This is a genomic window from Cryobacterium sp. Y62 (genome assembly GCF_002929785.1).
Lineage (GTDB): Bacteria > Actinomycetota > Actinomycetes > Actinomycetales > Microbacteriaceae > Cryobacterium.
Map to the genome: position 1 here is coordinate 105,026 of NZ_PJJK01000121.1, position 20,660 is coordinate 125,685.

The 20,660-nt window shown below is 65.3% G+C and carries 19 protein-coding genes; 8 read left to right on the forward strand and 11 right to left on the reverse strand.

The features are described 5' to 3' along the window. Positions 1-20 precede the first annotated feature (20 nt). The gene (locus CXY71_RS22250) at positions 21-209 is read right to left on the reverse strand and encodes a hypothetical protein (RefSeq protein ID WP_233195228.1); all 189 of its coding nucleotides are present in this window, start codon (positions 207-209) and stop codon (positions 21-23) included. Positions 210-211: 2 nt separating this feature from the next. Continuing rightward, entirely contained in the window at positions 212-1,363 is a 1,152-nt protein-coding gene (locus tag CXY71_RS19815; protein WP_104139688.1) for an LLM class flavin-dependent oxidoreductase, read from the reverse strand. A 164-nt stretch (positions 1,364-1,527) separates the two neighbouring features. Between CXY71_RS19815 and CXY71_RS19820 the strand changes: the two genes are divergently transcribed. Then, positions 1,528-2,748 carry an SGNH/GDSL hydrolase family protein gene (locus CXY71_RS19820; protein ID WP_104139691.1) on the forward strand — a complete coding sequence of 407 codons (1,221 nt, stop codon included), beginning with the start codon at positions 1,528-1,530 and terminating at the stop codon, positions 2,746-2,748. Here the strand turns inward: CXY71_RS19820 and CXY71_RS19825 are convergent. Both CXY71_RS19825 and rpsO read right to left on the reverse strand, forming a co-directional pair. After that, the gene (locus CXY71_RS19825; protein WP_104139694.1) at positions 2,745-4,274 is read right to left on the reverse strand and encodes an amino acid permease; all 1,530 of its coding nucleotides are present in this window, start codon (positions 4,272-4,274) and stop codon (positions 2,745-2,747) included. The two genes, CXY71_RS19820 and CXY71_RS19825, sit on opposite strands and share 4 nt — an antisense overlap. 169 nt (positions 4,275-4,443) lie before the next feature. Continuing rightward, complete coding sequence (rpsO, locus tag CXY71_RS19830; protein WP_092112143.1) at positions 4,444-4,713, reverse strand: 30S ribosomal protein S15; 270 nt, start codon at positions 4,711-4,713, stop codon at positions 4,444-4,446. A gap of 210 nt (positions 4,714-4,923) precedes the next feature. On the opposite strand from rpsO, the gene CXY71_RS19835 reads away from it, so the two are divergent. Next, positions 4,924-5,268, forward strand: coding sequence for an ATP-dependent DNA ligase (locus CXY71_RS19835; protein WP_104139697.1), 345 nt, complete (start codon positions 4,924-4,926; stop codon positions 5,266-5,268). A gap of 10 nt (positions 5,269-5,278) precedes the next feature. On the opposite strand, the gene CXY71_RS19840 is transcribed toward CXY71_RS19835, so the two are convergent. From CXY71_RS19840 to CXY71_RS19850, 3 genes are all read right to left on the reverse strand, one after another. Next, complete coding sequence (locus CXY71_RS19840) at positions 5,279-8,209, reverse strand: aminotransferase (RefSeq protein WP_104139700.1); 2,931 nt, start codon at positions 8,207-8,209, stop codon at positions 5,279-5,281. 48 nt (positions 8,210-8,257) lie between these two features. Next, positions 8,258-9,367, reverse strand: coding sequence for an AI-2E family transporter (locus CXY71_RS19845; RefSeq protein WP_104139703.1), 1,110 nt, complete (start codon positions 9,365-9,367; stop codon positions 8,258-8,260). 95 nt (positions 9,368-9,462) lie between these two features. Then, complete coding sequence (locus tag CXY71_RS19850) at positions 9,463-10,407, reverse strand: LLM class flavin-dependent oxidoreductase (RefSeq protein WP_104139706.1); 945 nt, start codon at positions 10,405-10,407, stop codon at positions 9,463-9,465. Positions 10,408-10,483: 76 nt separating this feature from the next. On the opposite strand from CXY71_RS19850, the gene CXY71_RS19855 reads away from it, so the two are divergent. Further along, positions 10,484-11,722, forward strand: a complete 1,239-nt coding sequence (locus CXY71_RS19855; RefSeq protein ID WP_199185425.1) for a M4 family metallopeptidase — start codon at positions 10,484-10,486, stop codon at positions 11,720-11,722. A gap of 9 nt (positions 11,723-11,731) precedes the next feature. Next, positions 11,732-11,998, forward strand: a complete 267-nt coding sequence (locus CXY71_RS19860; RefSeq protein WP_146071809.1) for a protealysin inhibitor emfourin — start codon at positions 11,732-11,734, stop codon at positions 11,996-11,998. A 27-nt stretch (positions 11,999-12,025) separates the two neighbouring features. Here the strand turns inward: CXY71_RS19860 and CXY71_RS19865 are convergent, their stop codons facing one another. Continuing rightward, positions 12,026-13,774 carry a BCCT family transporter gene (locus tag CXY71_RS19865; RefSeq protein ID WP_233198431.1) on the reverse strand — a complete coding sequence of 583 codons (1,749 nt, stop codon included), beginning with the start codon at positions 13,772-13,774 and terminating at the stop codon, positions 12,026-12,028. A 199-nt stretch (positions 13,775-13,973) separates the two neighbouring features. On the opposite strand from CXY71_RS19865, the gene CXY71_RS19870 reads away from it, so the two are divergent. Both CXY71_RS19870 and CXY71_RS19875 read left to right on the forward strand, forming a co-directional pair. Beyond that, positions 13,974-14,417 carry a pyridoxamine 5'-phosphate oxidase family protein gene (locus CXY71_RS19870; RefSeq protein WP_104139715.1) on the forward strand — a complete coding sequence of 148 codons (444 nt, stop codon included), beginning with the start codon at positions 13,974-13,976 and terminating at the stop codon, positions 14,415-14,417. A gap of 77 nt (positions 14,418-14,494) precedes the next feature. After that, positions 14,495-14,740 (forward strand): DUF167 domain-containing protein, encoded by a 246-nt coding sequence (locus tag CXY71_RS19875; RefSeq protein WP_104139718.1) that lies wholly within the window; start codon positions 14,495-14,497, stop codon positions 14,738-14,740. Between the two features lie 67 nt (positions 14,741-14,807). Here CXY71_RS19875 and CXY71_RS19880 read toward each other — a convergent pair whose 3' ends face one another. From CXY71_RS19880 to CXY71_RS19890, 3 genes are all read right to left on the reverse strand, one after another. Continuing rightward, positions 14,808-15,179 (reverse strand): FKBP-type peptidyl-prolyl cis-trans isomerase, encoded by a 372-nt coding sequence (locus CXY71_RS19880; RefSeq protein ID WP_199184384.1) that lies wholly within the window; start codon positions 15,177-15,179, stop codon positions 14,808-14,810. Positions 15,180-15,367: 188 nt separating this feature from the next. Next, positions 15,368-16,597 carry a PrsW family intramembrane metalloprotease gene (locus CXY71_RS19885; protein ID WP_104139721.1) on the reverse strand — a complete coding sequence of 410 codons (1,230 nt, stop codon included), beginning with the start codon at positions 16,595-16,597 and terminating at the stop codon, positions 15,368-15,370. 33 nt (positions 16,598-16,630) lie between these two features. Further along, positions 16,631-18,022: an FAD-binding oxidoreductase gene (locus tag CXY71_RS19890; RefSeq protein WP_104139724.1), complete on the reverse strand. Its 1,392-nt coding sequence runs from the start codon at positions 18,020-18,022 to the stop codon at positions 16,631-16,633. A gap of 74 nt (positions 18,023-18,096) precedes the next feature. On the opposite strand from CXY71_RS19890, the gene CXY71_RS19895 reads away from it, so the two are divergent. Both CXY71_RS19895 and CXY71_RS19900 read left to right on the forward strand, forming a co-directional pair. Further along, positions 18,097-19,650 (forward strand): DNA-3-methyladenine glycosylase 2, encoded by a 1,554-nt coding sequence (locus CXY71_RS19895; protein WP_104139727.1) that lies wholly within the window; start codon positions 18,097-18,099, stop codon positions 19,648-19,650. A gap of 53 nt (positions 19,651-19,703) precedes the next feature. Further along, on the forward strand, positions 19,704-20,579 hold the full coding sequence (locus CXY71_RS19900) for a fumarylacetoacetate hydrolase family protein (protein WP_233198432.1): 876 nt from the start codon (positions 19,704-19,706) through the stop codon (positions 20,577-20,579). The last annotated feature ends 81 nt before the right edge of the window (positions 20,580-20,660 follow it).

The following is a 20,660-nucleotide window of genomic DNA, read 5'->3' on the forward strand; positions in this document are numbered from 1 at the left end:
GTTCGCCGTGGCAATCGGTCTCAGAAGCCGTTCGTCAGACTGAAGGACGGGTTTACAGCGAGGGGGTCGCGCACCGCGGTGGAGCGATCGGATCGCTCGATCAGACGGTCAGCGGTCGCCCGGGCGAGCTCGTCGGCGAGCATCCGAGTGGATGACGGCGGGCTCAGTCCCGCAGTAACCACCGCGATGGTGCGGGTCGTTGGGGCCATGACTAAGCCAGCTTCGCCGACGCGGACCGCCCGGAGGCTGCCCCGGTGCGCGAACCGGAGGCGGGAGCTGTGGCATCCGTTTTCGCTGCTTCCGCGACCAACGAAGCATGGGTCGGGCCAGCGGGCACGGCGGCCGAGCGATTCTGCGCGAACTCGCGGCGGAGCACCGGCACGACCTCTTCGCCCAGAAGGTCGAGCTGTTCCAGCACGGTCTTCAGCGGCAGGCCGGCGTGATCCATGAGGAAGAGCTGGCGTTGGTAGTCGCCGACGTAGTCGCGAAAACCGAGGGTGCGGTCAATGATCTGCTGCGGGCTGCCGACGGTGAGCGGGGTTTGCTCGGTGAAGTCTTCCAGCGACGGGCCGTGTCCGTAGACGGGTGCGTTATCGAAGTAGGGGCGAAATTCGTTCACCGCGTCCTGGGAATTCTTACGCATGAAGACCTGGCCACCAAGACCGACGATGGCCTGCTCGGCCGTGCCGTGCCCGTAGTGCTCAAACCGCTCGCGGTAGTAGCCGACCATTTTCTCGGTGTGACTAGCCGGCCAGAAGATGTGATTGGCGAAAAAGCCATCCCCGTAGAAGGCGGCCTGCTCGGCGATTTCCGGGCTGCGGATGCTGCCGTGCCAGACGAAGGGCGGCACACCATCGAGGGGTCGCGGCGTCGATTGAAAACCCTGCAGCGGGGTGCGGAACCGGCCTTCCCAATTCACCACGTCTTCACGCCAGAGTTTACGCAGCAGCGCATAGTTCTCCAGAGCCAGCGGAATACCCTGGCGGATATCCTGGCCAAACCACGGGTACACCGGGCCGGTGTTACCGCGACCGAGCACGAGGTCGACCCGACCCTCCGACAGGTGCTGCAGCATCGCGTAGTCCTCGGAGATCTTCACCGGGTCGTTGGTCGTGATCAGGGTGGTCGCCGTTGAGAGGATGATGCAGCTCGTTTTTGCTGCGATGTAACCCAGCATCGTGGTCGGAGACGACGGCACGAAGGGTGGATTGTGGTGTTCACCGGTGGCGAAGACGTCGAGGCCGACTTCTTCGACTTTCTGGGCGATCGAGACCATTGCGGAGATGCGTTCGTGCTCGGACGGTTCCCGCCCTGTCGTGGGGTCAACGGTACGATCGCCGACGGTGAAGATTCCGAACTGCATGCCAGCCTCCAGAAAAACAATGCGTTTGCATTGATATTACCAGTAACCGCCGTCTGGTCGCCCGTATTCCCGGCACGAGTGCGCCCCGAACTGGTGCCATGAGAATGGGTGGCACAGGTTCCGGTGTCGGGCAGAGTGTTAGTGACTGAAATGGGGATGCACTGATGCAGGGACTCGCGCGAGTGGCGGCAGCCGGAATAATGCGCGCCTGGGCCGCGATCAGCATGCAGGGCAGCGTCACCATTCCGCAGCCCAGCGACACCCCGGAGGCCCACTCCCCCGGCATCGACAGCGATCGCATTCTCGTGCTCGGCAGCGGGCCGGCCGCCGGCTGGGGCGTCAGCAGCCACGACCTCGCGTTGCCCGGTTCGCTCGCTCGCGCACTATCGGGGCGCACGCAGCGCGGAGCAGACGTCGTCCTCATCGCGAGCTCGATCGGGCTGCTGGCCTCCGCTCAGGTACAACTGCGCGGGGCCGACCTTCGGCGCCTCGATGCGGTCGTCGTCATTCTGGGCGTCGGTGACGCGCTGCATCTCACGGCCGAACGAACGTGGCAGGCCGATCTCACTCGGCTGCTGAATTTTCTCGAGCGACACACGAATGACAGTGCCTACATTTATGTTCAAGGCATCCAACCCATTCGCGCCATTCCAATCTTCAACAGCCTCGGCGGAACGATCGCTGATCGGCACGCCCGGTCGCTCGACACGATCACCGAACAGGTCTGCCTGTCGATGCGTCGCTCCGTTTTCGTCCCCGTGACGGACGCCGAGTTTCTGGCCTCCACTGGTCTGTCGGATTCAACCGATTATCGACACTGGGGCGAATTGCTGGCCGAGAAGATGGCGGGGCGTCTGGACGTCGTGCAGCGCAGCCCTTATCCGGTACCGCTCGGATCCACCGACGCGCCGTCCCGGACGGCGCCCATTCGCGGCGATGGCCAGCGCCGACTCAAACGCGGCTGTGATACCCGGTTGGATCATATTGTGGCGCTGGCGCAGCAGTCTTTCGGTACGGCATCCGCTCTCTTCGCTATTCGGGAAAATAATCGCCTGCAGATTCGGTCGAGCACCGGCCCAGCCCTGTACAGCCCGGCCTGGAACGATTCGATGTCGGCGATGGTCGTGCGCGCACGCGGTGCCGTCATCGTGCCCGACACGCTCGCCGATCACCGCTGGCGGCGCAAGGCCTACGTCACCGGCGCACCACACATGCGTTTCTATGCCGGATTCCCCATCGAAGCAGCCTCGGGTGAGCGCATCGGCGCGCTCGGCGTGTTTGATCCGGAACCGCGCGCGGATTCCGGGGTCGATGCCGTCCTGCTGCGCCAGCTCGCCCTCATGATTCAGGAAGAGATGCACGCGAAAGGCGAGTTCGCCAGCTAGCCTACGGGCTTTGTCGCGCCGCCAACTTCGACTCGAACCGCCTCGGTAGCAGCCGCACGCTGCTTGATGCCGAGCACGGAGTGGCGGCGACCGTAGGCGAAGTAGACGAGCAAGCCGACGACCAGCCACACCGCGAACCGTACCCAGGTGAGGGTCGTGAGGTTGAGCATCAGCCAGCCGCAAAGCACGGCCGACAGGATCGGCAGCACCGGCGAGAACGGAACCTTGAACGCGCGCGGCAGGTCGGGGCGCTTCTTGCGCAGCACGACGACGGCAATGCTCACGAGCACGAAGGCCGACAGCGTGCCGATGTTGATCATCTCTTCGAGCACCCCCACGTCGGTGAGCCCCGCGATGAGCGCGACGACGGTGCCGGAAATGATCTGAATGCGAGCCGGCGTGCGTCGCTTCTCGCTCGTGACGCTGAGCCAGCGCGGCAGCAGGCCGTCGCGGCTCATAGCGAACAGCACGCGGGACAGGCCAAGCAAGAGCACCATGATCACGGTAGTGAGGCCGACCAGGATTCCGATCGAGATAACCTGAGCGGCCCAGCCGGCGCCGACCGCAACGAACGCGGTCGCGAGGGAGGCGTTTGGGTCGTCGGCCAGTACGGTGTACGGCACCATGCCGGTGAGGACGAGGCTGACGCCGAGATAGAGCACCGTGACAATGGTCAGGCCGGCGAAGATTCCCCGCGGCAGGGTCTTCTGCGGGTTTTTGACCTCTTCGGCGCTCGTGGCGACCACGTCGAAGCCAATGAACGCGAAGAACACGAGGGACGCACCGGCCAACAGTCCGAACAGGCCGTACTGGGCGGGAGCCGCACCGGTCATGAAGGAGAACAGGGACTGCATCCAGACGTCGCCCTCTCCGCCGGTCGAGGGGACTTCGGCCGGAATGAACGGCGTGTAGTTAGCAGTGTTGATGAAGAACGCGCCGACGATGATGACGAAGACTACGATTGCGACCTTGATGATCGTGAAGACGCTGGCAACGCGGGCAGAGAGCTGAGTGCCGAGTACGAGCAGTGCGGTGAAGATGGCGACGATGACGAAAGCTCCCCAACTGACGTCGAGGCCGAGTACTGGGATCGTCGCTGGAATGTTCCAGCCGGCCAGGTCGAACACTGTGCTGAGGTAGATGCCCCAGTACTTGGCGATGACGGCGGCCGCCGTGAGCATCTCGAGAATGAGGTCCCAGCCGATGATCCAGGCGAGCAGCTCGCCGAGGGTCGCGTAGGTGAAGGTGTACGCAGACCCGGCGACGGGCACGGCCGAGGCGAACTCGGCGTAACACATGATCGCGAGCGCGCAGGTGAAAGCTGCGAGCAGAAAGGCCAGGGTGACCGACGGTCCGGCATAGCTGCCGGCAGCCTTGGCGCCGACCGAGAAGATTCCCGCTCCGACGGCGACTGCAACGCCCATGATCATGAGGTCCCAGGTGCTAAGGGTGCGTTTGAGGCTGTGGCCCTTTTCCAGCGAGTCTGCTATGGAATCTTCAATACTCTTGGTGCGCCTAAGACTCATGCTGATATCCGTTCGTTATTGCCGACCGCTCATGTTAGCAAGCCGCCGTTCTACACCCGTTCGTCGGCGGCACGCACAACGGGCCGCCACCTGAAAAGGTGACGACCCGTTGTGAAGAAGTTCGCGTTATCAACGCTGCATTCGCTACGTGCAAATAAACTGCACGGAATTAGCGACGCAGGCCGAGGCTGCCGATCAGTGTGCGATACCGAGTGATGTCGATGTCCGACAGGTAACCGAGCAGACGGCGACGCTGACCAACCATAAGAAGCAGACCACGACGTGAGTGGTGGTCGTGCTTGTGCTCTTTCAAGTGCTCCGTGAGGTCAAGAATGCGCTGCGTGAGCATTGCAATCTGAACTTCCGGGGACCCGGTGTCGCCTGGGTGGGTAGCGTACTTTTCGATGATCGCCTTCTTAGCATCTGGTTCGAGTGCCATAAAGTGGGATCCCCTTTCTCTCACTGCGCGGTGCCCTTGGCAGGATGCCTGAGCTCTCTTTATCCGCGGCCGTTGAACGGCAACCTTCATACTTTAGCAGAGTCAGCGCCCCCCGCAGTCAGCGGAGCGAACGCAGTGTGTGGTTCACCCGGTCTGTTCCAGCCCGCTCATAGCGCTACAGTGGGGGAATAATCGAGGAGGTGCACGAACATGGGTACGTTGCTGTACGGCAATCCGGGCATCGTGACCACCTTCGACGATCGTACCCTCATGCATCTGCAAATCGTGATCAGCACCAAGCTGCGGCGCCGGGAGAGTTTCATTTTCACCTGGTCCGATTCCGCCGACGAGGGAAGCGGTCGCAGCGCCATCTGGCTCGACCCGACGAGCACGCTGTACTACCGATATTTTGGCAGTCGAACCCCGTCGATCAACCGGGACTGGATCGAAGCCCTCATGCTCTCGGCCAACAGTGCCGGCGGCCTGGTGTTCATCGCCGAGCCGACACCGTCGCCCTCGCCGCCGCCGAGCATCAGCGCGAAAACGCGGCGCTAAGCGTCTGGGGCTATACCGCACTGAGGGCGATGATACCCAGTGCGTCGGCCAGCGACGCCAGAAAATGGTTCGAACTGTCGATGGTGAGACAGAGCGGCGGCTTGATCTTGAGCACGTTTTTGAAGTCGCCGGTGGGCTGCACGATGCAGCCCCGCAGCAGGAGTTCGTCGCAGAGCCGGGCGGCGGCGCCGGTCGCCGGCGTGAAGGCGGCCCGGTTGCTGACTAGCTCGACGCCGAGATAGAGCCCCATGCCGTAGACAGCCCCGACCAGATCGAATCGTTCGCCCAGCTGTTCGAGGCCCTGTTTCAGGTAGCGGCCGACGACCTCGGCGTTCTGCTGCAGGCCTTCGTCACGCATGATGTCGAGCACGGTCAGGCCGATGCGGCAGCTCAACGGGCTGCCGCCGGCCGAGGAGAAGAACGGCCCATCTTCGGCAAAGCGCTCGGCAATGTCGCGACGGGTGATGACCGCGCCGAGCGGATGCCCGTTGCCCATCGCCTTGGCAATCGTGATGATGTCGGGAACCACCCGTTGTTGCTCGGTCCCCCAGAAGTGCTTGCCGAGCCGGGCGTAGCTCACCTGCACCTCGTCGGCGATGCAGAGTGCGCCGCGGGCGCGCATCCGCTCGTAGACGCCGGTCAGGTAGCCGTCGGGCAACAACACGCCGCCGGCATTGCCGAACACGGGTTCAGCGATGAACGCTGCTACCGTGCGCCCATCGTCGGCGAGGAGCTGGAGGTCGCCATCGAGATCGTCGAGGTACAGCGGGGCCGAGTCGGCGCCCCGATACTTGCCACGGACGGCGTTCGGAGCCTCGACCAGATGCACCCAGTCGGGGCGAGTTTCGAACGCCCGGGGATTGTCGGCCACCGAAGAGGAGACGGCATCCGCCGCCAGCGACCAGCCATGATACGCCTCCCGCACCGCCAGCACGGTGTCGTGGCCGGTGTAACTGAGGGCCAGGCGCAGGGCGAGATCGACGGCCTCGGTTCCGCTGTTGACCAGAAAGACGGTGTCTAGCGGGTCGGGTGCGAGCTCGGCGAGGCGTTCGGTGAATCGCACGAGCTCCTCGTAATGAAACCGGGAGTTGGTGTTGAGCAGCGACCATTGGCTGCGCGCGGCCTCGGCAATACGCGGGTGCCCATGTCCGACGGTCGTGACGTTGTTGACCATGTCGACGTAGGCCTGGCCATGAGTATCGATGAGGTGGTGCTGCCAGCCACGTTCAATCTGGGGCGGGGCCTCGTAATAGTGTTCCTGCACGCGCGCAAAGGACTCGTCCCGACGCTGCAGCAGGGCACCGGCATCGACCAGTGGTCGGGCAGTTTCCAGCCCGAGCAGCGCTGACGGGTCGGGGCAGACCCGCTGCCAGAGCGCCGCGTGTGACGGTGCGACGAAGAACGGCGGGCGGATGCCGCGGAGTCGACTGGTCTGCAGGGTCACGCGGGCCACTGCGCTGGAGTGGCGTGCATCAGCCGAACTGGCCGGAACGGTACCGAGAATCGTTCCGGCATCGATAGTCTGGCCGGCCAGGGCTGCCGCGTCGATACCGGTCAGCCACAGGTCGAAGTGGCCGGCCTCGAGCCGCACAGTGTCGGAATCGACGACCATAACGGTCCCCGCGATCGGCGCGGTAATCTGGCTGCTGGCCGGCAGAAACACCTCGACACCGAGGACCAGGGTGACCGATTCCTCGGCCGTGTTGATGCGCGTTTGGGAGAGCCGGTATTCGCCGTAGCGGGTGACGGCGTGGCCGAGCTGGGCTGCAACATCCGCTGCAATGCGCGCATCAATGCCCGGTTCCAGCCAGACTCCGGCGTCGTAACCGGCGCTCGTCACGGACAGGTCGATGATGACCGCGGGATCGAGCGGCCCAGCCAGGGGGTGTTCGGTTGTCACGATGGGGGCGCCGGTGCCCGTCAGCGTGAACCGGATGAGGGCTTCAACCTCGGCGCCATCGAGATCGGCGGCTGTTTCGAAGGCGCGCCACTCGCGGGCGCGGTTCGCGTCGGCGTAGTCGTTGTCACCGTCCAGCCGCACCTGTTGTTCACCGCTCACGACGAGCACCGCGCTGCGCAACACGATCAGCGGCCAGAGCGCGCTGATTTCCCCCTCGGTCAGCGGGACACTCGCTGCGAACGCCTCGATCGTGTCGAGGATGGCGAGCGGATGCTGCGGGCTGCGGTACAGCACGCAGACGCAGGTCGCGGCCAGCTCGGCCACGAGCCAGCCCAGCGCCACGTCGCCGAAGTCGATGACTCCGGTGATCGTGTCTGCCGTGTCATCGCGCGACACGACGTTGTCGTCGGTCAGGTCACCGTGAATGGTCTGCACCCGCAGGTCGGCCGCGACCGGCGCGAGCTGCTGCCGTGCCGCGCTGGTCACCTCCCGGAGGCGATCGCGGTGGCTATCGTCGTCGACGAAGTGCAGGAGCACGTCGATGACTTCGCCGCCGCGGCGCAGGTCCCACTGCAGAACGCGGTCGGTTCCGGGGTGCTCGAAGTCATGGAGGCCACGCGTAATCCGGCCGGCTACATCGCCGAGCGAGCGGATCTGCACGTCCGACAGGCGGAGTGAGTCGGTCAGCGGCTGCCCGTGCACGTAGGTCAGGAGGCGCAGATCGAGGGTCTGTCCGTCGAGGGTGACGCGCTGGATCTCGCCGCCGTCGATCCCCTTGAGCGCCGCTGGCAGGTCGAGTCCCAAGACGCGCAGGTGGGCCAGGGCGGCGTTTTGCGCCTCGAGTTCGATCGGGGCGATGGCCGGATTGGAGACCTTGAGAACGAGCGTGGCGGCATCCGATTTGATACGAAAATTACGGTCCTGGTGGCTGCCGAGCTCCGTGATGGTGCCTGTCACGCCGAACCGGGCACGCCCGAGCTCGGCCGCCTGGTCGAGCGTCAGTCGCGGGCGCGGCAGGTGAAATGGACTCGGCACGGTCATGGTTCTCCAGTCATACGGGTGGCAGCTGCGGCGCGCTAACGCTGCAGATCAGCGCTTGCGAACGCGCCGCTTCGGCGGAATGGCGCCCGGGGCGTTCGGGGTGTTCCAAGCCTTGGCGATGGCCCAGGCGACGGCAGCGATCGGCACCGAGAGCACGGCACCGACGATGCCGCCGAGAATGGTTCCAGCGGTCAGGCCGACGAGAATGACAAGCGGATGCAGCTTGAGTGACTGCGCCATGACGACCGGCTGAAGAAAGTTGCCCTCGAGCTGGTTGACGGCGACCACGATGATGAGCACGATGAGCGCCACGACCGGGCCGCTCGCGACCAGGGCAACGAGCGCGGCGAGCACACCGGCCGCCGTCGCTCCGATCAGCGGAACGAACGCTCCGAGGAAAACGATGACCGCGAGCGGCAGGGCGAGCGGCACCTGCAAAATTGCCAGGCCGATGCCGATCGCGGTGGCGTCGACGGCGGCAACGATCGCGGTGCCACGCACGTACCCGCCCAGCACGCGCAGAGAAGTGTGACCGATGCGTCGGCCACGGGCTAGGCGCTCGCCCTTGAACGGACTCAGGAAGAAGTTCCAGATCTGTCCGCCATCCTTGAGAAAGAAGAACAGGATAACCACGAGAAGTACGGCGCCTGTGATCAATTCGAAGACAGCGGAGGCCCCGGCGAGCGCCCCGGTGCCAAATTGGCTGCTGGTGAGAAAGTCGACGACGCCATCGCGGGCGTCGGTGATCTGCTGCTCGTCGATCCGGATCGGTCCGTCGATGAGGAACTGCTGCAGCGTGTCGATGCCCTCGGAGGCCGAGGAGAACAGCTCGTCCCACTGGTCGCGCACCGCGAAGACGATGAGCGTGATGATTCCGCCGAACACGGCGATGCCGCCGAGCAGGGTGATCCAGGTGGCCAGGATCGCGGCGACACCGCGCTTGCGCAGGCCGTTGATCACCGGGCTGAGCGCCGAGGCGAGGATGATGGCGATCAATACCGGGATGACGACGAGCTTGAGCTGCACGAGTCCGTAGATGACGGCGGACGCGAGCACGATGACGAGCAGAATTTGCCCGCTGCGCAGGCCGAGCCAGCCGAGCCGGTCGTTCAGCGGAGTGCGAGGTGCCAGGGGCGTGGGGTCGTCATGTGCGCGCATGCACCCAGCCTAGACAGGCATCGGGCAGAAACCCCGATCGACCGGCCACTTCGTTGCCTCCGGCCGGGACAACTGCGGAGATTAACGTGACTATGTCAATTTCGGATCGTTTCGGGGGGGGCTACCGCGGAATCTCCGCCGCGGCGGCGTACAGGGAGGGTCTCAGAAACCGCCTCCAGCACGGCTTCGTCGCCGGCATAGATTCCACTGGCGCGTGGCCAGTGAGTGATCACGTCGGTGAAACCGAGGTCGGCAGCGCGGCCGACGGCATCCTCGAATGCATTCATGCTCTGCAGGGAATATGTTCCGCCGCTGTCGAGTGAGAGGTAACGGTCGATGGTGGCCGGGTCCCGGCCTTCGGCGGTCGCCACGTCGTTCAGCCGGTGCGCGAGGCCGCGCACGCCATCCCACCAGGCCTCCCCCGTTGATCCTTCCTGGCCGGTCGTCACCCAGCCCTGGCCGAACCGACTGACCAGTCCGAGACCCTTGGGGCCGTTGGCGGCGATGACGAACGGCACGCGTTGGCGCACAGGGGCAGCCGACTCGGGCAGCACCATGCGCGCATTGACGGCCGAGTACCAGTCACCAACGAAACTGATTCCCGCGGTGGAACCCGGCTCCTCGCCGCGCAGCAAGAGGTCGAGGTCGGTGACGAATTCGGCGAACCGTTCGTGCCGCTGCCGCGGCGTGTACTCCGGCTGGCCCAGAACTGTGGCATCGAACCCGGTGCCGCCCGACCCGATACCGAGCAGGAACCGTGCGTTCGACACGTCGTCGACCGTCGCTATGTCCCGGGCGAACGGCACCGGATGCCGAAAATTCGGTGAGGAGACAAAGGTACCCAGAGCGATGCGTTCGGTCGCGGCCGCCGCGGCGGTCAGGGTGGGAATAGTCGCATTCCAGGGTTCGTCGGCGAGCGACCGCCAGGACAGGTGATCGTAAGTCCAGGCGTGGTCGAAGCCGTACTGCTCGGCACCGAGCCACTTCTTGCGTGCACGCGGCCATGGGTCTTGCGGAAGAATGACGATTCCAAAGCGCATGAGGCGAGTCTATTCAGCGGGGCGCTTCGGCACTGTTGCAATGTCGGTGCCCGGTGCCCGGTGCCAGACTCTGCACATGGACACTCCGCAGATTCAATCGCCGCTGATCCCCCGCTACTGCACGATCGTGCCGCCGTACCTGCTGACACGATTGGCGCAACTTGCCGATCCCAAATTCGCGCGGGCCGCAGCTGCCGCCAGGGATTCGCTGCTGCGAGACTCGCGGATACGGCGATTGCGCGACGGGGCGCATCCACTGGCCCACCCGGGTGCGCGCAGCCTGCCGACCCGCACACCGGGGGAATCTGATCGCACCATTTCGGATGCCGGTGGCCTCGAACGCCTGCCCGGTCGGCAGGTGCGTACGGAGGGGCAGCCCGCCGGAACGGACCCGGCGGTGACCGAGTCGTATGACAGCCTCGGAGCCACCCAGGCGATGTACTGGAACCAGTTTGGACGCGACAGTATCGATAACGGCGGTATGCCGATGGATGCCACGGTGCACTATGGCCAAAAATACGACAACGCCTTTTGGGACGGAGAACGCATGGTGTTCGGCGACGGAGATGGCCAGGTTTTCAACCGGTTCACCATTTCGCCGAGTGTGATCGGTCACGAGCTCACGCACGGAGTCACCCAATTTACGGCGAACCTGAAGTACCAGGGGCAGTCCGGCGCGCTCAACGAGTCCATCTCCGATGTGTTCGGCGCGCTCGTCGAGCAAAATCTGCGGGGACAGTCGACCAGTGCGGCCAGCTGGCTGATCGGCGAGGGCCTGTTCACCGAGCAGGTCGAGGGCATCGCCCTGCGCTCGATGAAAGCGCCCGGCACGGCGTACAACGATGATGTGCTCGGCAAGGATCCGCAGCCGGACAGCATGGCCGGTTACGTCGAGACGGACGACGACAACGGTGGGGTGCACCTCAATTCGGGCATTCCCAACCGCGCTTTCTACCTGGTCGCAGAGGCCATCGGCGGCAACGCCTGGAAAACGCCGGGCCGCATTTGGTATGAGACGCTCACCGGAACGGCGCTTCGTCCACAGAGCGATTTTGCTGCCTTCGCGGCTGCGACGGCGGATACCGCGGCTCGCCTCTACGGAAACGGTTCGACCGCCCACGACGCGGTCTTGCGGGCCTGGGCCACGGTCGGGGTAGTGGCCGCCGTTCCCTCGCCGTCGCCCAGCACGATCGGCACTCCGAGCGCCCCTGGTATCTCCCTGCCGCCAGCGTATTCGACCCCGCTGGTCGACCCGCTGACACCGCCTCCGTCTGGGCCGCAGCGCGGGCCGATCGCAGGGCAACCAGGGGGGTAACCTTTCGGTATGAAAGTCATTGTGTCGCGCAGCGGCGGGATGGCCGGGATCCGCCTCACCTGGGAAGTCCGGGTTGAAGAGCAACCCGACCCCGCAATCTGGGCGGATTTTCTCGATTCGCTGCCCTGGGACGACGTCACCGACAGCGTGGCAACTGTAGACCGGTTCGCTTATCGCATTCGATGCGCCCCGCACGAGGTGGTGCTCGCCGAGCCCGAGGTAAACGGTCCGTGGCGCGACCTAGTCAACCGCGTCAAGGCCGCCAACGGAATGTAGGCGGCCCTGACCCGGCGGTGGTGCTGGTTATTCTTTCGAGCGACGGCCCCATCGGGGGCGACGGGCCGGATCGTCGATCAGCGCAGCCTCGATGTGGCCGTCGACCTGATCGCCGAAGTGGTCGTCGAAGTTCTCCTCGAGGTGCGCGGTCACCGTCTTGCCGATGCGGCGGGCCATCTCCTCACGACGCTGACGCCGTTCGGCACTGACCAGAACCTCGTGTTCGACGCGGAACGCTTTGTAGGTGGCAATACACATACCGATCATGACGATGCTGACCGGTATCGCGGTCAGAATTGCGCCGGTTTGCAAGGCAGCGAGCCCGCCGGCCAGCAGCAGGGCGATCGCGACGATTCCGCCGAGGCTCGCCCACATGATGCGGCTCCACTTGGGCGGGTTAGTGTCGCCGCCCGAGGCGAGCATGTCGATCACGAGCGAACCAGAGTCGGCCGAGGTGATGAAGAAGATCGCCACCACGATGACCGCGATAACCGAGAGGATGCCGCCAAGCGGTAGCTGGCCGAGGAAGTTGAACAGCACGTTCTCGGAGATGATGCCGACAGCTGGGTCGAAGAGCCCTCCGCCGTCGCCCTCCCAGGCGAGGCGGATGGCGCTGCCGCCCATAACGGCGAACCAGACGAAGGTGACCAGGGTAGGCACGAGCAGCACGCCGGCGATGAACTCACGCACGGTACGGCCGCGCGAAATGCGTGCGATGAAAACACCGACGAACGGCGCCCAGGAGATCCACCAGCCCCAGTAGAAGATTGTCCAGGCGCCCTGCCAGTCGATTCCCGCCTGGCCGGTGAAAGAACCGGCGTCGAAGGTGAGGCCGACGACGTTTTGAAAATACCCGCCGATGGACTCGACGAGTAGGCGGAACAGGTAGAGCGTGGGGCCGAGGGCGAGTACAGCGATCAGCAGCAGCCCGGCCATACCGAGGTTGATATTAGAGAGCCACTTGATGCCCTTGCCGACTCCACTCACCACGGAGACGGTGGCGATGGCGATGATGACGATGATGAGCACGACCAGGAGGGTGTTGTTGACGTCTCCCACGACGCCGAGGTAGCTCAGGCCGGCCGCAATCTGCTTGACCCCGAGTCCGAGTGAGGTAGCCACGCCGAACAGAGTTCCGACGATGGCGATGACGTCGATGGCGTCACCGAGGCGGCCCTTGACCCGGTCCCCGAGCAGCGGCTCCAGCGCCCAACGGATGGATACCGGGCGTCCCTTGCGGTGGATGGAGTAGGCGAGAGCGAGCCCAACAACGGCGTAGATGGCCCAGGCATGAAAGCCCCAGTGCAAAAAGGTCTGCGACATGGCAGCCGCAGCCAGCTCCCGCGAGTCTCCGGTCACGCCCGGCTTGGGGTCGGTGAAGAACGTGAGGGGCTCAGCCGCTCCCCAGAAGACGAGGCCGATACCCATGCCAGCGGCGAAGAGCATCGCAAACCAGCTCATGATGCCAAATTCCGGCTTGTCGTCATCCTGCCCGAGCTTGATGTCGCCGAAACGGCTCGCGCCCATCCAAATGGCGAATACCACGAAGGCGGCCACAATGACCATGTAGTACGGTCCGAGACCGGCGACGACCCAACCCTGCAGCAGGGCAAGCACGCTGCCGGTGCGTACCGGGAAGGCGATGGCGACGATCACGACGGCCAGAATGATTCCGAGAGCCGGATAAAACACACGAGGTGCCGGAATAACAAATCGTCGGGGTCGATGGGGGCTGATTTTCGGCGTTTTCGCCGGTACGTCGGGTAGTGCACTCACGGTGAACCTTCTCAAAGAATAGATTGTGCCGCACGATAGAAACCGTTGCTGCGCCGCCAGGTAGGTACCCCGCTGGGCAAAATTCCAGCTTACCGGTAAAGCGTGCCGCAAAGGGGGGAGCAGGAGATTTTCTCAGGGACAGGCCGACTTTTACCGTTGTACCCCTCGATCTGAGCGCCGGACCGTGTGACTATAGACCATGACCAACGACGATGTCGACGCCACCCACAACCCCGTGCACAGCCTCACGGAAGAAGAGTGCTGGGATGCACTGCTCTCGGCGAGCCTGGGCCGCCTCGCTGTCGCCATCGGCGGCGTTGCCGACATTTTTCCAGTGAATTTCGTCGCGGCCGATCGTCGACTGCTATTTCGCACGGCGGCCGGCACCAAACTTTTGGAACTCACCGTGAACCACACGGTGGCCTTTGAAACGGATGGCGTGGGTCGCGACGAAGCATGGAGCGTCGTCGTGCACGGAACGGCACGGGCGCTCGAGTCCCAGCGTGAGATTGACGCGGCCGCCACCCTGCTGCTTCGGCCCCTGATTCCCACGGTCAAGCCGACCTTCGTCGAAATCGTGCCCACCACGATCACCGGGCGGCGGTTCACACTCGGCCCGGAACCCACAACGGCGCTGATGTAGAACCGGTGGCCGGGCGCAGTACCGTTGAGGTGCGCCCTTTGTCATCCAACCGGGGGAACAGGAGTGCCGTGCCCGCCATGCTCAACCTGACCGTGCATGTAAAGCCGGGCAGCCGCAAGGGCCCTCTCGTGGTCGACGATGCCGAGAGCACTCCGGAACACGCCTCCGTGACGGTCTTTCTGCAGCAGCGCGCGGTGGAGGGCGCTGCCAACGATGCCCTGGTCGCGCTGCTGGCCAAGCATTTCAAGGTGCCCAAGCGTGATGTGAGCATCATTCGCGGTCACACCTCCAAGATCAAGCATTTGCGCATCGACCGGTCGTAGCCCGGCAGACGAAACGGGACGCGACTGCAGCAGCCACCTCCCGTTTCGGTTCGTTCTCAGTGGGGCTTTAGCTAACGCCGAGCAGGTCGATAATGAAGATCAGGGTCTGGCCGGAAAGACGGTGGCCCGAGCCGGCCGGACCGTAGGCGAGATGCGGGGGCACAACAAGCTTGCGACGCCCGCCGACCTTCATGCCGGGGATACCTTCCTGCCAGCCCGCAATGAGCGAGCGCAACGGAAAGTTGATCGACTGGCCGCGGCTCCAGGACGAGTCGAACTCGTCGCCGGACTCAAACTCAACACCGAGATAATGCACGTCGACGGTCGCGCCGGCAGCTGCTTCAGCGCCGTCCCCGACAACGATATCGGTGACCTCAAGTTGCTTGGGCGCAGCGCCCTCTGGAAAGTCGATTTCGGGCTTGGAGTTCATATCAGTCATGTACCCATCCAACCGGATCTTGCGCCCGATTGCACACCGGCGAGATCCAAAAAAAATAATGCTTGCATCCACGGCGCCGCGGGTGCACTCTAGTCGTACACCAACTCGTCGCATCGGTAGAGTCGTCGGCATTGCCACACCACCGAAGCGGCGAGTTTCTGTAGGTGCGGACCGTCCGACCCCGTCTGTCACGGCTGCGTCGCTGCCCCGGGAGGCTGCTGGCCCAACACCGCGGCCCGGTGACTCATGAGCAACCCGAGCAGGAGTGCCTCGCGGGCGTGCAGCGCCGGGGTTCCCTGGCCGCGAACGAGGCGGTCGCGAACAAAGGCGAGGCGGGTCGCATCCGCTATGAAATGGCGCATGGCCAGCTGGCGCGAGCGCGTTTGACGGGCGCCCCAGGCCAGCGCCTGACGCCGCCCGGCCCCAGTGCCGAGCATGGAAACCTCGACCGCGGTAAACCAGCCGGCCTGCGAATATTCGTGCAACCGTCGCAGGGTGATGCGCGCCTCCTGACGGCGAAAAAATACCACGACGAGAATAGCGACGATGAACAGCGGCACCTGCACGACGACGTAGTAGATCAGAACGGATGCGTCACCGGCCAGCACAAAGGTGGCACCGTTCCAGAGCGCGTGCAGGCCGATTGCCGGCATAAGGCCGAGCAGAAAGAATCCGAACGCCCCACTCTTTGAGGCGCCGCGCCGGGCCGCCAAGCCCAGGGCCAGTCCGGTACAGATAGTGAAGGTGACGTGCGCGAACGGTGAGAAGACACCGCGCAGCAAGAACGTAACGCCCAAGTTTTGCGCGCCGCCATCGGCCAGGGCCAGGCCGAAGTACTGAATATTCTCGGAGAACGCGAAGCCGGCGGCGATGGTTGCGGCATAGACGACGCCATCGAGCGGTCCATCAAAATGCCGGCGCACCGCCCAGAACAAGACCAGAACACCGAATCCTTTGGCGATTTCCTCGACTACGGGCGCCTGAATAACAGAGGATGCGAAATCACTCCCGGCGAGTGCCCCCGAACTGGCCGCAATCGTGATCTGCACCCCGAGGTCGAAGACGAGTGCGCTCACGATGGAGATGCCAGCGCCCCAGAGCAAGGCGAAGATGAGCGCCGGGCGCGGCTCCGGATCCCAGCGATCGATCCAGCGCACCGCCAGTAGCACGACTGCGAGCGGCAGCAGCGCCAGGATCAGTCCAAGCAGCAGCGCCCCGGTGCCGAGGAACGTGGTCAGATACAAAATAACGGCCAGCAAGGCCAGCCCGGCGAGCACGATTCCGACAACGCCGAGCACGATCGCACCGGCGCGCGAGGGGCGCACCGCCCGGCGCCAGACGGGTTGCACGGGGGTCGGGCTCGGCTGCACGGGAAGGCGCTCGGGGGACGGCTGGCCCGGCGGCTGGTCGAGACTCATTATTTGAGAATACCGGGCCAACCCCGCCAGTGCTCAGGCGTCGAACATGGTGCCGGCGTTGAGTATGCCCAGCGGATCGAACACCGCCTTGAGCTGGCGCTGCAGGTCCAGGCTACGGTCGCCGATCTCATCGCGCAGCCACCGGCGCTTGAGTACGCCGACACCGTGTTCACCCGTGAGGGTGCCGCCCAACGCGAGCGCTGCCCGGAACATTTCGTCGGCCGCCGCCCAGATCTCGTCGGGCACCGGCGCATCCGCCGCCTGACCGGGTTGGCGCTCTATCACGAAATTGGGGTGCAGGTTTCCATCGCCGGCGTGGGCGACCGTGGGAATGGGAATTCCGGTGCGGGCACTAATGCCGGCGATCGCGGCGAACATCTCGGCCATGCGCGAGCGCGGCACCGACACGTCTTCAATGAGAACCTGACCCAGCTGCTCGAGGGCCGGGTGCATGGCGCGGCGGATGGCGAGCAGGCGTTCGCCGGAAGCGGCGTCCGTTGAGAGGGTAGCCTCGCCGCCGGCGGTGCGCAGCACGATGAGGGCTTGCTCGGCTTCGGCGAGCGCGGCCGGCCCATCGGTCTGCACGAGCAGAAATGCGCCGCGGCCCAGCGGCAACCCGGCCGATCCGGCCGGGCCCAGGTAGGTCGCGACGTGAGCGAGGGCGACCGGGTCGATCAGTTCCATCACGGCGGGGCGGATGCACGCGGCCGTGATGGCAGCGCTCGCTGCAGCCGCCGCGGTGACAGTCTCAAAGACCGCGCCGATGGTCGCGACCGTGCCCGTGGTCAACGCGCGCACCCGCACCGTCGCCTCGACGATGACGCCGAGGGTTCCCTCCGATCCGGTCAGAAGTGCGGTGAGATCGTAGCCGGTGACGCCTTTGATGGTGCGGTGGCCGGTGCGCAGCAGACTGCCGTCGGCGAGCACGACGGTGAGGCCGAGCACGGCCTCCCGGGTGACGCCGTACTTGGCGCAGAGCAGCCCGCCGGCGTTCGTGGCGATGTTGCCGCCGACCGTAGAAATGGCCTTGCTCGCCGGATCGGGTGCAAACCAGAGCTTCTGTTCGGCCAGCACGTCGTTGAGCTGCTGGTTGATCACGCCGGCTTCTACGACGGCGAGTTCGTCGTCGGCATTGATTTCGAGGATGCGGTTCAGGCCGGCCACGCTCAGCACGATCGAGCCGTCGGTGCCGCAGGCTCCCCCGGACAGGCCTGTGCCAGCCCCACGGGTCACCACCGGCACCCGAAATTCCGTTGCGATGCGCAGCACCGCCTGCACCTGATCCACTGCGGTGGCGTGAACTACGGCGAGCGGTGTGCCGTCGGCGACCCAGCCGGACTTGTCGGTGCGGCTGGCCGTAAGGTCAATCGGGTCGATGCCGACGATGTCGCCAAGCTCGGTCTGGAGGCGCGTCAGTGCGTTCATCCGTTCAGCCTATCGAGCCGCACGATGTCTGATTTTCGCTACCGGTGTGTACGCGGGCGTGGCAGGCTGAAAGGATGAACCGCTTAACTGCCGCCGCCGACCCGCCAATGGCCGACCAGGTCTTCGCCGAGCGCTACCGGGCCATGTCCTCGCGCGATGCCCGGTTCGATGGCCAGTTCATCACCGGCGTGCACACGACCGGCATCTACTGCCGGCCGAGCTGCCCGGCCACGACTCCCAAGCCCGGCAATGTGTCGTTCTACCTCACCACTGCGGCCGCGCACGAAGCCGGCCTGCGGGCCTGCAAACGCTGCCTGCCCGACGCCGTGCCCGGCTCACCGGCCTGGAACATGCGTGACGATCTCGCTGCCCGGGCGATGCGGCTGATCTCGGACGGCATCGTGGAGCGGAACGGCGTGCCGGGGCTCGCGGCCAGCCTCGGCTACACTTGCCGGCACGTGACCCGGGTGCTGGTCGCCGAGCTCGGTGCCGGACCGCTCGCCCTGGCCCGCGCGCACCGCGCCCAGACTGCCCGGCTGCTGCTGCTGAACACGGAACTGTCGATCACCGACGTCGCGTTCGCAGCCGGTTTTGGCAGCGTACGCCAGTTCAACGACACCGTCGCCGCCGTCTACGAGCGCACCCCCTCCGAGGTGCGGGCGGCTCGGCTGGGCAGGCCAGGGCCGCTCCCCCACGAGGACCAGGCCGAGACCAAAATTCTGCTCCAGCTTCCCGCCCGGGCGCCGTTCGACGGTGCCAGTGTGCTGCGCTTTCTCGCTACCAGAGCCCTGACCGGCGTCGAGTCGGCCACCGATTCCAGCTACACGCGCACCGTGCGCCTGCCGCATGGCACGGGCGTGGTAGAGGTGACCCGGTCGGGAACGGATGCTGCCCCCGCAGTTTCCTGCAACATCCGTTTGTCGCATCTCGCCGACCTTGCACCGCTGGTCAGCCGAGTGCGGCGTCTGTTCGACCTCGACGCTGACGCGCAGGCGATCGACGCCCAGCTCGCCGCCGATCCCGCGCTCGCCGACTCGGTCGCCCAGACGCCCGGCCTGCGCGTACCAGGCAGCATGGACGCCGAGGAGACCCTGTTTCGGGCGCTGATCGGTCAGCAGGTGTCGGTCGCGGGCGCGCGCACGGCGCTCGCCCGGCTGGCCGACGCGGTTGGCGAGCGAATGCCGGGGCCGAGCGGCGATCAGTGCCTGCTTTTTCCGACGGCGGCGCAGATCGCGGCCGGCGGGCGGGCGGTGCTGCGTGGGCCTGGCGCCCGGATCAATACGATTCTGCACGTAGCCGAACTGCTGGCATCGGGCGAACTCGCGCTCTCGTTCGGGCAGACCCGGGCCGAGCTTGAGGCGAGTTTGATGGCGTTGCCGGGCATCGGACCATGGACGGCCGGGTACGTGGCAATGCGGGTGCTCGGCAGCCCGGACATTTTGTTGACCAGCGACCTGGCCCTGCGGCAGGGCGCCGGCCGGCTCGGCCTGCCGGTCGCCCCAAGCTCACTCGCGGCCCGGGGCACCGGCTGGGCACCGTGGCGCAGCTACGCGGGAATGCACCTGTGGCGGGCAGCCGCTCTCCCGAAATCGCCCATTTCCCCCGTTTCCTCCAAGCGGATCGGATGAGGGTTGGAGTACCCCACAGGGTGGGCCGCCGCCCGGGCCGCTAGCCTAGAAGAGTGAAATTTGCGCATCTCAGAGTTGACGGCCATTCCATTCCTCGATTGGCCGTGGTCTTTGACGACGCGGCTCTGTTTCTCGACAACGTCATGGACGACGCGCCGCGAGACCTGCAAGACCTGCTGGAACGCGGCGATGCCGGCTACGAGCACGTGCGCGCGATCAGCCTCGACGCGGTTTCCAACGGGGCAGTGCTGACCCCGGTTGACGAGCTGCGACATTCCTCCGCGGTGCTGCGCCCGCCGCAGATCATCGCCATCGGCGCCAACTACGCCGCGCACTCCTCTGAGCTGAGCCTGCGCCTCGAAACCGCAGCGACCGTGTTTTCGCTCTGGCCCAACTCGCTCACCGGGCACGGCTCGACCGTCATCTGGCCGCGCGACCTGACCAAACAGGTCGATTACGAGGCGGAACTCGGCGTGATCATCGGCCGTCCGGCCCGCAACGTGACGGTCGCCAAGGCCCTCGATTACGTCTTCGGCTACACCGTCGTGAACGATATCACCGCACGCGACCTGCAATTCTCGGAGGCGCAGTGGTCGCGCTGCAAGTCCTTCGACGGCTTCACCCCGACCGGCCCGCTCGTCGTCACGGCCGACGAGATCGGTGACCCGCAGGACCTCTGGCTGACCACCCACGTTGACGGCCGTATCCTGCAAGATGCCTCGAGCGCCGACATGGTGCGCACCGTCGCCGAGATCATCTCTTACCTGTCGAAGACCTCGACCCTGCTGCCGGGCACGCTCATCTCCACCGGCAGCCCGGGCGGCGCCGGGTACAGCCGCAAGCCCCCCATTTTTCTGCGCGACGGCTCGACCGTAACCATTTCGATCGACAAGATCGGCATGCTCACGACGCACTGCCGCGAAATCTAGCGGCAGATCCAGGCGGCCGATTGACCTGTTCGGCCGCATCCGCTGGTGCAGCCGAACAGAATCACGTATCGAGAAAGCGGA

What these genes read in the sequence shown, in the direction of transcription:
- CXY71_RS22250 (WP_233195228.1), bottom strand. Translation starts at nt 209, where the DNA reads ATGGCCCCAACGACCCGCACCATCGCGGTGGTTACTGCGGGACTGAGC.
- CXY71_RS19815 (WP_104139688.1), bottom strand. Translation starts at nt 1,363, where the DNA reads ATGCAGTTCGGAATCTTCACCGTCGGCGATCGTACCGTTGACCCCACG.
- CXY71_RS19820 (WP_104139691.1), top strand. Translation starts at nt 1,528, where the DNA reads ATGCAGGGACTCGCGCGAGTGGCGGCAGCCGGAATAATGCGCGCCTGG.
- CXY71_RS19825 (WP_104139694.1), bottom strand. Translation starts at nt 4,274, where the DNA reads ATGAGTCTTAGGCGCACCAAGAGTATTGAAGATTCCATAGCAGACTCG.
- rpsO (WP_092112143.1), bottom strand. Translation starts at nt 4,713, where the DNA reads ATGGCACTCGAACCAGATGCTAAGAAGGCGATCATCGAAAAGTACGCT.
- CXY71_RS19835 (WP_104139697.1), top strand. Translation starts at nt 4,924, where the DNA reads ATGGGTACGTTGCTGTACGGCAATCCGGGCATCGTGACCACCTTCGAC.
- CXY71_RS19840 (WP_104139700.1), bottom strand. Translation starts at nt 8,209, where the DNA reads ATGACCGTGCCGAGTCCATTTCACCTGCCGCGCCCGCGACTGACGCTC.
- CXY71_RS19845 (WP_104139703.1), bottom strand. Translation starts at nt 9,367, where the DNA reads ATGCGCGCACATGACGACCCCACGCCCCTGGCACCTCGCACTCCGCTG.
- CXY71_RS19850 (WP_104139706.1), bottom strand. Translation starts at nt 10,407, where the DNA reads ATGCGCTTTGGAATCGTCATTCTTCCGCAAGACCCATGGCCGCGTGCA.
- CXY71_RS19855 (WP_199185425.1), top strand. Translation starts at nt 10,484, where the DNA reads ATGGACACTCCGCAGATTCAATCGCCGCTGATCCCCCGCTACTGCACG.
- CXY71_RS19860 (WP_146071809.1), top strand. Translation starts at nt 11,732, where the DNA reads ATGAAAGTCATTGTGTCGCGCAGCGGCGGGATGGCCGGGATCCGCCTC.
- CXY71_RS19870 (WP_104139715.1), top strand. Translation starts at nt 13,974, where the DNA reads ATGACCAACGACGATGTCGACGCCACCCACAACCCCGTGCACAGCCTC.
- CXY71_RS19875 (WP_104139718.1), top strand. Translation starts at nt 14,495, where the DNA reads ATGCTCAACCTGACCGTGCATGTAAAGCCGGGCAGCCGCAAGGGCCCT.
- CXY71_RS19880 (WP_199184384.1), bottom strand. Translation starts at nt 15,179, where the DNA reads ATGACTGATATGAACTCCAAGCCCGAAATCGACTTTCCAGAGGGCGCT.
- CXY71_RS19885 (WP_104139721.1), bottom strand. Translation starts at nt 16,597, where the DNA reads ATGAGTCTCGACCAGCCGCCGGGCCAGCCGTCCCCCGAGCGCCTTCCC.
- CXY71_RS19890 (WP_104139724.1), bottom strand. Translation starts at nt 18,022, where the DNA reads ATGAACGCACTGACGCGCCTCCAGACCGAGCTTGGCGACATCGTCGGC.
- CXY71_RS19895 (WP_104139727.1), top strand. Translation starts at nt 18,097, where the DNA reads ATGAACCGCTTAACTGCCGCCGCCGACCCGCCAATGGCCGACCAGGTC.